The organism is Paenibacillus sp. FSL F4-0122 (assembly GCF_038002845.1).
Taxonomy (GTDB): Bacteria; Bacillota; Bacilli; order Paenibacillales; family Paenibacillaceae; genus Paenibacillus_AQ; species Paenibacillus_AQ odorifer.
Map to the genome: position 1 here is coordinate 4,198,171 of NZ_JBBODI010000001.1, position 12,333 is coordinate 4,210,503.

Sequence of the window (12,333 nt, forward strand, 5' to 3'; positions counted from 1 at the left end):
TAGGTGGAGAAGAAGAGGTATCATTCCTTCCCGTTATTCTGGGAATCCCTTTAGGATGAAGGAGGTTCATTTGCATCCCCTTCTTTCTTCAGTTGATCTAGAAAGGTCAAATCCTCATACCCAGTCGCGATTAACTTCTCCAGGAAAGGATGCTGCAGATCCAGCATCTCATTGTCGAACAGACGCAGGAGTTCCTCATCTCGCATCCAGCGTGCAGAACCGTGTTGATGTTGTCCAGTAGGCACGGGCGTTTCAATTCCCGGTGCCACTTGCTTCAACTCACTTTGATAGGGCTGGTTGTTGAAAACAAAAAATAAGGTAGCCAGTACTATAACCAGGCCTTGAAAACAGATGAATAAGAGCAGGTGAGGTTTGCTACTCATCAAGCTGTGGAGACTGTGGCTCACAGAAGGGAAAGCTAGGGAGGAAGTAAAGCCCGATAGAAGGTTGTGCAAGGCGGTGCTAATAAACAGATTGCAGATTGATCCGAGTAGAACAATTTGAAGTGCCAGTCCAAGCCTAGGCCTTGTTCTCACCACTCCATCCCATCGCTAGGCTCATAGAAGGCATCTGTAGATTCATGAGTCTGCATGGTGTGGAACTCCTGTCCCTGCGCCGGATAGCTGGAAGGTAAAGGGGGAAGGTCTTCGTTGTTTCGCTCAGCCGCTTCATCTAACTGAGCCTGCAGGAAAAGAGAACTGGGAGCAGGGCGGTCAAAGATATGCCTCCATTCCTCAGTGTGCAGGTTATGAATTCCAACATAGGAAGGATAATCATCACAGAGGGTGTGCAGTAAGCTATCCTCATTTATGACTTTGGCTAAGACGCCGGGATGAGAGGCGGACAATTCATAAATGGGGATGGCGCAGTCGTTTAGGGGATAAAACCAATAGGATTCGTGACCGGCAGCATGCATGAGGGCCATATCGGACAAAACCTGTTCAGCGATCGTCTGATGGACGGCAAGCTGCATCCCTTGTGGCCGTTCCACCAGAAAAACTCCGTTATCCCAGGTTTGTTGCTGAGGGTATGCTTGACCCTGACCGTCTTGTGGCGGAGGAAAATCACCAAAATATTCGGGAGCAAAGTAATGGCCTTCTGTGACGAGTTGTTCTGGATTTTCAGCTACAGCGTGTAATTCCGGATGTGTAATGGCACCTTGTTTGGCTAGCTCATACGTAGGGACAATACTTTTTACATCATCAAAATACACATGGCCATCACGTTCTTTTCCCAATTGTAACGCGTTTTCGCTGAGCGCTTTTTTTGCATAGTCAGCATCAAGGACAATCCCTTGGTCGCGTTCGGCTTGCAGCGCGTAGATATGCAAGCCAATCTCCACACAAGTCAGGATCGTTCCCCAAATAGAGGTTTGTGGTTGGGGCATCAAGAGTCATCTCCTTTTTTGGTAGCTAATTAACGGGATAGTTCAGCGGCATCTAATGACTCTGGATCACCGTCCAGATCATGAGCAAATTCAGCATCGTAGTCTAGGTGAATATCCCGTTCTTTAAGCGTGGGAATCAGGTCTTCGAGCCGGTCAATCAGGATCTGTACTTGTTCAAACTGTTCCATATTTTTGTCATTTGGCGTAATCAAAAATTTGACCATTTCATCGTGAATAAGTGTTAATTCCGTTTCACTGAACAGCTTACGGGCATCCACCAGGCCGCTGCGTTTAGCGAAGCTTTCAGTGGCTTCATCGCGGTTATAAAAATACTGCCGCTGAACGGGTGTTTGATTGTCCGGTGATAAGCGATAGGTAGAGAATACATAGTCAAACAAAGGGTGGTGCTTGCAGGCCAGCACGACATCGCCATGCTCACAGAGCTTATAGACGCCGTTAACAATTTTCTCACTTTTGTCGGTATAGGGCTTCTCCGTGCAAATGCCAAGTTGCAAGGCGGTTTTTCGCGCCAAGTCGTGAATGCTGCTCATCAGGCGATCCGGTACGGTAACGAAGGGATTACGTTCAATTTGGTCGGCGCGAGTATAGAACGCAATGAGCTGGTCCTTTTGGTAAAAATCAGCAAGATAGTCTGCAGAAGTGGAGCGACGGACTTCGATTCCTTGTTCCATAAGGGCAGCGAAGTAAGCCTTGTAGAATTCGTTCTTGCTTTTCAATGAGTCTCACTCCTTAAAGAGATAGATATCATTAGGTTTCCTGCTCCATTTCAAGCTCAGCTTCCGACATCAACTCTTCTCTTGGTGTAAGCATACAATCCACTCGATGCAGCAGATTATCTAAACTCTCCTGTTCTTTTAATTGGAGTGCAGAGTCTTGCATTCCTCGAAACAAAAGAGTATCTCGAATTACTGCTAGTTCGTCCAATTGAAAAAGAATGGCACGGTCGGCAAGCCCGCTGCGATACAAAAAGTCAGCTTTGGCAGCTGAGTAATGATTTTCATGAAAATAATGACCGAACGAAACAGCATTATTGTCGTACATGTACTGCCAGCTAGCAAAAGTGAATTGACCATCTCCGTCGTAGCGAGCCGTGAGAACGATGCCGTTATACTCAATCAATTTCCGGTATTTACTGACAGAATCAATATGCATAACAGGAGCTTCTTGATAAGCACGTTCCATTTCCCAGACTTGGTTAACAATCGTTGGAACAGGTAGGGCGTCTTCCTTATCGCAAAGAGTGGAGTAGATAATAAATCCATCTTCCTGAACATACGCGACAGGTGTATCGTCTTTTACGACAAGCAAAACCTCATCTAGAACAGGGGGAGTTGTGTGGAGTCCCACTTTTCTTAATTCATAGCGCAAGACATCAAGTAAGCGATCATTGATTTCCATCAGGTTTTTCCTTCTGTGGAGAATCTTTAGGTTCAGTCGATGGTTTCATCGGTTCTGAACTCTTCATGGGCCTTGCAGGACAATGGGGTGTTTTTTTCATTAGTTTCTCGAAGGATTGTAATCGTCCATTAGTAAATAACATAAAAGGCTCCTTTCAATATATAAGTTATCCATAGATTATTCACAGGTTGTCCACTGATTGGGTACAAAAAAATACGCTTCAGGAGCGTATTTGCAAGAGTGATGATTAACGATCTACTCCTTTGTCCTTTTGTCGGAGAAGCCATTCTTTTTTCGCCTGTTTGGACCATTCTCCGCCGAAGATAACCTTGGCTTTATCATCGTAATCGAGCTGCGCCTGCATGGAGAGTTGTTCCATGACCGACAGCAACTCCAAGATCAACTGCTCCGTCCAGGCCTTGTAGCGTTCGATTTGGCGAATACCAACATCTGAAGCTTGTTCAAGCTGGATGATTGTGCGAACGGTGGAGAGTATACGATTGGCAATGCGTTTCTCGGCCTCTGCTTGATACTTGCTTCTTTGTTGGGTGAGGACAGCAGGGTCTGAAGTATAGAGCTTGGCAACCTCCAGCTTAGCTTTGACATACGTCTCCACCATCTCAGCTAAATACGGATTTTGTTGCAGCAGATCCTGGACGAATTCATCTACGAGCGACTTTGCTTCAGGGGTCAGCAGCTGGTAAGCTAAGCGTCCATTTTTGGACAATGCTTGGCGGAGTTGCAGTAGGTGAGACGCAAGCTGATCCACAGATTGGGAGTTGGTCAGATTATGTTTGGGGAGACGAAGCAATGAATCTTCATCTGCATGCTCAAACCGTTGTTGAAGTGCTCGAAAAGATTGTGGATTTAAGGATTTCATGTGAGCTTCAAATTGTTCCAGTACATCATCAGTGATGTTTGTGATGCCTGTTTTGGCTAAGTCTCGTTCGGCACAAAACTCCTTGATCTTGAAAGCGAAGGTATCCTTAATAAGCTGTTTGCGGATACGATTGGGGATTTCAGGGTGAGTGAAGTTCTTCATGATCGTCTGTTCTTTATCCCAGAACACAATATGAAGATGGGGATGATCCTTTTCGTTATGGAAGGCGGCGGCCCAACAGAGGTTTTCTGTTTTGATCCGGTTGTGCGCGGCGAGTGTAGCGATATGCTGCTCAACATATTGCTGCCAAGCTTCAAAATCATTAAGTCCCAGCTCCATTGCCGTTTCTGTGCGAAGTGAAATGACGCTACGGTACATGTTCTTACCTTGTTTGGAAATTTCTCTAGCGATTCGGGCAACTTCTTGCCAAGACTGGAAGACATCTATACTTCCAGGTTTCATTTTGCCAAAGAGTCCGTGAGGCGAATTCTCATGACGAACGGTTCCAGGGCGGGTGGCAATATAGCCGATGTGTACATAGTTGCTTACTGCAGTTTTAGGACGGTTTGGATGGAAAAAACGCTGCTTATAGATCAGGGCTGAAATCTTCTGCACCTCCGTGTAGTTTGGCAAGATTCTGCTCAAACGCATCGCCAGAAAGGAATAGCTGTTCGGCATCCGTCAGTTTCATTTTCGTATACTCCACTGCTAACTGACGAGCCTTCTTCTCAATCTCTCGGAAGGTTGTGTAGCGGTTCGTGTCGATGAGGTCGGCAATAATGGCGATGGTGGAATAGTACGCTGCGGCAGACATAATGAGGTCTTTACTGGCAAGGCCGGCTAAACGGTTACTGAGTCCGCCTATGGCAATGTTGATTTCTTGGCGGATAATTTCAGTGATAAAATCAATCTCCTGCGTGTAGGACTCGATAGACATGCCTTTCTGAATGAACGCCCGCACAATATCGGCCATGCTGAGATGTTTGGAGGCTGCATATTTTTTCAAAGCGTCATACTGCTTTTTGGGAAGCTTGACGGTAATCTGTACCGTTTTTTCAGTTTGAGCCAATACGGGCACCTCGCTTTGAGCTTCCTTGGACGACATTCGATAGCCGGGGGAAAACAATAAGAAATGTCGGTGGAAGCTCTGCTTCCACGCGGTTTCTTCGCCAAATGACATTTGGCTATTCCTGCCTTTAGTTCACTCCTAAGAGGTTAGAGGCGGGCCTCTTGGAGTGTGAAGAAACATAAGCTCAATTAGATTAAATAGGTCATTAGTAGTCATTACTTTTTTCCTTTCGAATATTAAGAATAAACGACAAAATCCTGTGCTATCCGAGAATATGTCAATAATTTGTAGGATAATATTGGGTATTCGGGACGATTTGATAGTATCATAGAACTATGATGAATATTGGTATCATCATTACATATATAGAAAGTTAATCCTGGACTAGGAGGGGTTCGCTTGCTACCTAATTTAACAGACATAAAATTTATAAGATTACTGAAAAAGATTAATTCGCGCCATAACCCAATCTTTATTCCGGTTGTTACGGAGCCCTACGCGGTAGTTAGTGAATGTTTTCCAAATGTAGAAAGAAAAATAAAGAGAGATGGTGGGAATATCATATATGGATGGCAGGTTTGGAGTACTAATCTAATATGCGAAGCAGAATTCCATGCTGTTTGGAAATCTGATGCGGGGGAGTTAGTAGATATAACGCCTAAAAAATCCTCATGTTGATACTATTTTATTTGTTCAAGATGATAGAGACGTATACAAAGGTGCACAGATCGATAATATTCGTATAAATAACACAGATAATTCATTGGTGAAGGATTTTATAGATATTCAAAAAGCTTTATTTAAACTTAGAAACAAAGGTTCTCGTGCATTTAGTAATGAATACACACTTAGCCGAAATGAGGCATTAATATATAGCAATCTGGAGTCGTTCAGCATAGATTTATGCAGCTATATTTATAACAGGGGGGGAATTAATACACATTGTTTTTGTGGAAGTGGAGAGACATATGGGAATTGTCATAGGGGAAAATTAGATTCTTTAATTTGGTTATCAAAAACAGTTTAAGTAAAAGTTTATATACATCAACAATGATTCAAATACTACATAAAGGCTAGGTGATACGTTGTGGCAATTTCTTCAGAGGGATTAACTATAGATAGTAATGCATTGAAAAATAAAATAAAGGGACAACTTAAAGATAATCCTGATCATAGCGAAATTGATTTGGATTACGATAGAGATATTGAAATATTACTTAAAGGATATTCTACTGATTTGGGTGGTCTGGTTGCAATCAGAGGATTTGTTTATCAATACTACGTATCTATTTACTACATGCTCCAGATGTTGCATTCGAAAGATGCATGGTGGGATTGCGTTGTATTTGAATTAATGGATGACATTGCTTTAGTGGGGGAAAATCAGATTAGATTTGTTCAAGTTAAAACGATAAAAGAAGAAGGACAAGCAAAAATATTTACTTTGGGTGATTTAAGTAAACGAGAAAAAGGAGAGCTGAATAGTTGGTTAGATAAGCTTTTTTTAAATTACCCCAAGTTCAATTCAAAAAATCTATCTGGAACTACTCCCTTAATTGGAAATGATCCGATTATAGAATTTGAAATAGCAACGAATAATAACTTCAATAAAGATTTAAAGAATTATTCTAATAATAGTGATTTTTTAATTTCGGACCCAACAAAATTAAAAGAACTATCACCTAAGTTTGACGTCGCATGTAAGAAAACAAAGGTGCTTTTGAAGGATGCGGTGGGGAAGGAAGTTGAATGGTGCCTGGCTCGCTTCCACCTGAACCATATGGATCGGTTTATAGTTTTAAAAAATCAAATCATTGGGATCATTAAAGATCTAAGTGAAATAGATTCTTTAGATGTATCAGAACGAATTTTAAAACATATATTTTATCATGTTCTCCATAGAACACATAGTGATTCTGTTCATGATGTTAATAAGTACGTATTTTCTAAAGAAGAGATACAGACACTCATCGGAACCTACAAAATTGCTGCTATGAGGGATACACATAATTATTTGCAAAGTCATGACATTCAATCAAAGTTTGTTCAATGTATCAATGAAATTAGGATCGATTTACAACGAATAACCTCTCCTGTAAAATTTGAGCTAATTAAAACACTAACTTGGATCCAAGAACAATTTACAGCAAAATCAAATCAAAATGTCTTTGTATATGCTCGTTTTCTTCATTTGTTATTTGATATGACAAGCAGCGATGCGGAAAGAGATTTAGAAAATTCTAATGAGTTAAGTGCACTAAGAAAATCGATTGAAATGATGACATTGTGCTTGACTTTTTATGTCGAAAAAGATTTTTTATTATCAGATGCCCAATTATTGACTCAACAAGGAAAAACTTCACAGACACAAACAAGAACATTTACGCTATTTCATGCCCAGGAATACGAATATTTTGATATTGTTTGCAAAAAAATTAATGACACTGCTGAAAACTGCACTGTTCTTAATCAAATGCATGAAGAATTTTATTGTTTTATTTTGGGCTCGAAAAAAAGGAGTACCTTATTAAGGAGCAAACCGCATGGGGTTACTTCAATAACAGATAACTATACTGAATCAGAACAAGTCACCATTACTGAGAAACCTTCTTTAATAAAATATTATAACCATGATTTTTTGGAAGATGTTAAAGATCATTTTTATAACCTCCAAGACCAATTTTCATTAATAGAGGATGGTGCAGTTGAAACCTGGCATGATTTTTTAAATCAAAATGGATTATCACAGCAAAGGAAGGTGCGCAATGAAAATTGAAGTGGTTCGCAATTTACTTCAAGATAAAGCGGGGTTCAGTCCATTATTTCATGAGAGTGAGGAAAAATCGCTTGTTTTTGAAACTGAAGACAATAAGTTGATTCAGCAAGAATTGGAGTTGCTGAGAAAGAACTTCTGGAATTCGGGTCTTGAAGTTTGGATTAGTCCACAGAGAGTTGCAGTAACCAAGGCATATAAGAGTTATACATATTTTGAGCAGTCTTGGAGACAAGATCAAATTATCATATCAGATTTATTAAATTACCTTCATTTAAAATATAAAAATAATTTGTACTTTTTAATTATACTTGAATTCGATCCGAGCAATGAACTTGATAATAAGTTAATAATTGAAAAAAACAGAGCAGAAAAAAACGCGAAATATTGTCGTAAGTATCTTATTCAGGATGATATTGACCTTGAGAGAATTCCTTTCTTTTTTAATTTAGAGGCTCCAATAGAAGAAAGTTTTTCTTACGAAAAAAAGTTTATCGATAAACTGGTTATGGAAACACACGGGTTATCTCCAAATGTTATTCAAGTGATTCATAAATATTTTGAACCCGAAATTCGTTCTGCTCTAAATGATAAAGTGGCGCTAAGGGTATTAATTGAAGAAAGATTGGGGGAAGAAGAAAATAATGCAGATTTACCAACTATCAATTGAAAATTTTCGCGTCTATTCTGGTAACCACAAATTCCTCTTTGATAATAAAAAGTTAATCATAATTCGAGGATTAAATGGCCATGGAAAGAGTAGTTTCTTTGATGCTATTGAGTGGTGTCTGACAGGAGATATACAACGGTATGTCGGTTCTGCAGAGCGTCAAAAATTCAACTATATTGTTCATCAATCAGTAAATGATCCTGACAGTGCAATCAACAGTTCGAGAAATGAAGCGAAAGTAGAGATAGTATTCAAAAAAGAGGGAAATGAAGAAGTACGGATAAAGCGTACATACAATGCTAAAAAAACAATTTCAAAACCGGTCGAAATTGATGGGAAAGCCTATGCAATTAAGCAAGGTAATCAAAAAATTTCTGAGATGTTAATGAATAAATTTCTTTTAACGGATGGAAAAGAAGGACTAAAGGAATCTCTAAAGTCTGAATTTTCAACTCTATTTTCATCAACTCAATTTTTGTCCCAGGATCAACTCCAAGATTTTATCTCTGCAAAGAAGCCTCAAGATCGTTATCTAGTTCTTGAAAAAGTTCTAGGAGTTCAAAAGTACGGTTCGGAATTCCAACAATATCTAAAGCAAGTTAAAGAGGTTGTGGAGTCTAGAAGGGACAGTTCAACCAGTAGCTTTTCTGTGATAGATGAGCAAGCTAGGCTCAAAAAGAGCGTTGTTGATACAAAGGAAGAATTACTGGGGAAGATTGGCGAGGAAACAGAAAAGACTTTGCATCAAAAAGTCGAGAACCTTTTGCAACAAATTAATGAGTTGGAACAAGGATTGACCAAATTGCAATCAACATCAATAACTGAAGAATTACAATTTGAAATTGTCGGATCAAGAAAAGAACTTGATGCACGTAAGGATGACTGTGAGAGAATGTTACGGTTATTAGACGAAGCAGAGTCTTTATTCTCATCATCAGTATCGGACTACGAACAAAGATTAAACAAAATAAATACTGATTTGAATAATCTATCAATAAAGTTAAGTGAAAATGAAACAGGAAGGCAAAAATTTATAAATAAACAGAATGATTTTAAACTTTTAAAAGGCTATAGAACCAAATATCAAGAAACAATTTCTATCATTAATAACATTCAGACACAACAAGAAGAATATTTTAAATCTCGTGAGAATGTCTTAAAAGAACCGATGATAGTGGAAGCTATTCAATTACACGAGGGCTTGGATAAATTTAAAGAATCTTATAGCGCTCACTTAAATAAGAATAAATGGCTTTATGAGTATTTACATGTGCTAGAGCTTGAAAAAAATATCACAATAAAACAACAGACAGCCGATCAGTTTATTCAAGATATTAATGCAAAGCATACTCTGCTAGGAAAAAAGAAGGAGGCAATTAACAATCTTAGTGAAAACATCAAGCATCGAGAGCAATTGCTTGAAGGGTATAAAAATAATACTATTGCACAGATGATTCATACTGTCCAATGTCACTTATTAGAACAATCTGATGAGCATACGCCATGCCCTATTTGTGGCACTGATTTTCAAAATCCAGATACTCTACATACAGCAATTAAACTTCAGCTTGAAATAAGCAACAAACAGTTAAATGAGAGTGAAATTGCACTTCGAGATTTGCATACTGAGTTAAATGTTTTTAAGAACGATGAACTTCTGTTAATTAATTCAGTAACAGATATGTCCCGGCAACATACTGAACTTCTTTCGCGAATTTCTAAAGAAGAAACCACTATTTCCGGAGATAAAGCAAAAATTTCATTGGAAATAAAAAAAATGAACGAAGAACAAGCCAAAGCAGAAAAGAGAACAGTAGAAGAGTATTTAAAAAAATATGAAGTAGCTGAAAGGCTCAGTAATGTATTGAAAGAACTGGATGACGCAATAAGACCATTAGAAGCAGAAGAGCTATTACATAAAAATACCTTAAAGGATTTGCGGAATTTAGCCAACAAAAATGTCAAAATGCTTGAGACTACAGAAATATCTTTTAATCGTCGCTCAAGACGCATAGATCTATACCTATTGTTGCACAAAGCATTAACGGAGCGACTCAAGGCTTCAAATGATGAATTAAAGATTCAATATTCCATGCTAGAATTGCAGCAAAACGAAAGAGCTTCTAAATTAATCGAAATTCAAAAATATGATTCGAATTTTAATGTGGAACAAAGACAAATGTTTAAACAGGAGGTTGCAAATCGTATAGAACGCCTAAAAAATTGGGATAAAGATTTAGCTGAGATATCGTCTCGAATTGAGGCTTTCTTGTCTCATAACCAAGTCATGACAATGAAATCTGAATTGGCTGAACTTACACGTGATTTAGGAAGTCAGCGAAAGAAAGTAGATTATTACAATGCTATACTAGAGCAACTTAAAAAATTGGATATCGGCCATGGTAACATTCAAAGTGAGTTGTTGGACGAATATTTGCAGCAATACAGTGAAAGAATTGATGATTTATTTATGCAAATAAGCCCTCATGCATTCTATCGGCATGTACATCTTGTGCCTAAAAAAGGGGAATTATTTGTGGTGGTAAGTGATAAAAAGGAAGCAGGTTTATCCAAATTATCTCCAGAGGAGCTGGAAAAGAAATTTAATGCTAGTCTGACATTTAGTTCAGCTCAATCTAACGTATTAGCGGTTTGTATTTTTCTTGCACTAAGTTTATCTCAAGAATGGACTCCGTTAAAAACAATCGGAATTGATGATCCATTCCAAAATCTAGATGACATAAATGTATACTCTTTTCTAGATGTTTTAAGTAGAATCCTTTTAGATAAACAAGTTATTATTAGTACACATGATGATAAATTTGCAAATCTTATCAGGTATAAAAGTAGCCTCGAAAATCATCAAATAGCAGAGATATGGTTGGAATCGTATAGTAAAGATAGCATAAAAATACAATCGGAGTGTCACAAAGAATCTGTTTTTTAATTTCAGTCCTTATTTGATCTGTTTGGAATAATTGCGGTATAACCTACATTATTATATCTATCTGAGTAATCTTTGGCAGCATCTTGCCCCAGTTAGGGTCAGTGCTGCCTTTGTTTTAATTGTCTTTTCATTTTAACCAAATGAAATTCCATTAACAAAAAATTATTATTTTTAGAAAACTTCTTAAGTGACGAATACGATAATCCACTACTTAATATTTTTTTCATTTTGAATGTAAAGTTTTGCTTTTGTAGCTTAACTCTATCAATGTGAGACTAATAAACATTTGAAAATAGTGGTGATTTTGCCTAAAGAGATGTACAAAATAGTACCACTTTAAGAACAAGATTTTAGATCGCATGGAGGCTAAGAGATGAAAATATGGGGATTAGATATATCGGTAATAATTGTGGCCTTAGTCACAGCTTATATAGGGTATCAGTTTAATCATCGGGCCAAAAAAAGAGAAACATTTTTAAAAGAGTTAAGTGTAAGTTATAACGAGGTTTATTCACTGATGTATGTGGAATTATCTCTGATTGAAGCGACGGAAGGGAAGGAAGAAAAGATAAGGCTTATTGATAATTTTGTTCAAGAGTACTCGGGGAAAAATTCAAAAATCCGGTTACTTGCTTCATCATATTTGCTTGAATACTTTTACAACTTTTTAAAAATTCATTTAAAGTATAAACAAGAAGAGAATCGTATTAACGAGCATGAACTATTTAAAATGGTAACAGAACTCTTTTCAATGATAGAAGATGAATACTGGAATGCTCACGATACTATCTATGAAGATCATAAGCAATTTATTAGTGATACCTTCACTAATCCTTTTTTTGTGATATTTGCAAATTTGTTCAGAGTTATATATCATTTATCAGTTTTTGCTTTTTGGAGTAGTATTATTATTCTTTATTTTACTGTGGCACAATTAATTTCCCCAGTTGAATGGTTTCCTGTTTGGTGGAATATTTATTATTCAATAACATTAGTTATCATTAGTATTGCATTTTTTGGATTTATGATGATGTTTAAGGAAATGATTATTAAAAAGAACAGGCGTGAAAGTAAGCTTGTGAAGAGCTTGAAGAAAAAAACAAAAGAAACAATACTCAAATACCGGAGACTTTTACTAGGACATTAATTTTATAAACTAACTCATATAGTTAAAAATAATATTTAATT

The 12,333-nt window shown here is 37.8% G+C and carries 10 protein-coding genes; 4 read left to right on the forward strand and 6 right to left on the reverse strand.

Annotated elements, in window-relative coordinates; translation table 11 throughout:
* Window positions 1-50: 50 nt before the first annotated feature.
* From MHH49_RS18160 to MHH49_RS18185, 6 genes are all read right to left on the reverse strand, one after another.
* Window positions 51-536, reverse strand: a complete 486-nt coding sequence (locus MHH49_RS18160; protein ID WP_341138360.1) for a hypothetical protein — start codon at window positions 534-536, stop codon at window positions 51-53.
* The gene (locus MHH49_RS18165) at window positions 533-1,387 is read right to left on the reverse strand and encodes a hypothetical protein (protein ID WP_341138361.1); all 855 of its coding nucleotides are present in this window, start codon (window positions 1,385-1,387) and stop codon (window positions 533-535) included. Before MHH49_RS18165 ends, MHH49_RS18160 begins: the two co-directional genes overlap by 4 nt.
* Before the next feature lie 29 nt (window positions 1,388-1,416).
* Window positions 1,417-2,124 (reverse strand): hypothetical protein, encoded by a 708-nt coding sequence (locus tag MHH49_RS18170; RefSeq protein WP_341138362.1) that lies wholly within the window; start codon window positions 2,122-2,124, stop codon window positions 1,417-1,419.
* Between the two features lie 31 nt (window positions 2,125-2,155).
* Window positions 2,156-2,806 carry a hypothetical protein gene (locus MHH49_RS18175; protein WP_341138363.1) on the reverse strand — a complete coding sequence of 217 codons (651 nt, stop codon included), beginning with the start codon at window positions 2,804-2,806 and terminating at the stop codon, window positions 2,156-2,158.
* Between the two features lie 247 nt (window positions 2,807-3,053).
* Window positions 3,054-4,319 (reverse strand): MobP3 family relaxase, encoded by a 1,266-nt coding sequence (gene mobP3 / locus MHH49_RS18180; protein WP_341138364.1) that lies wholly within the window; start codon window positions 4,317-4,319, stop codon window positions 3,054-3,056.
* On the reverse strand, window positions 4,273-4,866 hold the full coding sequence (locus tag MHH49_RS18185) for a hypothetical protein (protein WP_341138365.1): 594 nt from the start codon (window positions 4,864-4,866) through the stop codon (window positions 4,273-4,275). Before MHH49_RS18185 ends, mobP3 begins: the two co-directional genes overlap by 47 nt.
* Window positions 4,867-5,842: 976 nt before the next feature.
* Here MHH49_RS18185 and MHH49_RS18190 point away from each other — a divergent pair.
* The 4 genes from MHH49_RS18190 to MHH49_RS18205 all read left to right on the forward strand — a co-directional run bounded on the left by MHH49_RS18190 (window position 5,843) and on the right by MHH49_RS18205 (window position 12,292).
* Window positions 5,843-7,531, forward strand: coding sequence for a dsDNA nuclease domain-containing protein (locus MHH49_RS18190; RefSeq protein ID WP_341138366.1), 1,689 nt, complete (start codon window positions 5,843-5,845; stop codon window positions 7,529-7,531).
* Entirely contained in the window at window positions 7,521-8,198 is a 678-nt protein-coding gene (locus MHH49_RS18195; RefSeq protein ID WP_341138367.1) for an ABC-three component system middle component 1, read from the forward strand. The genes MHH49_RS18190 and MHH49_RS18195 overlap by 11 nt, the downstream gene beginning before the upstream one ends.
* Window positions 8,143-11,145 (forward strand): SMC family ATPase, encoded by a 3,003-nt coding sequence (locus MHH49_RS18200; protein WP_341138368.1) that lies wholly within the window; start codon window positions 8,143-8,145, stop codon window positions 11,143-11,145. The genes MHH49_RS18195 and MHH49_RS18200 overlap by 56 nt, the downstream gene beginning before the upstream one ends.
* 373 nt (window positions 11,146-11,518) lie before the next feature.
* Complete coding sequence (locus MHH49_RS18205) at window positions 11,519-12,292, forward strand: hypothetical protein (protein WP_341138369.1); 774 nt, start codon at window positions 11,519-11,521, stop codon at window positions 12,290-12,292.
* Window positions 12,293-12,333: the final 41 nt, after the last annotated feature.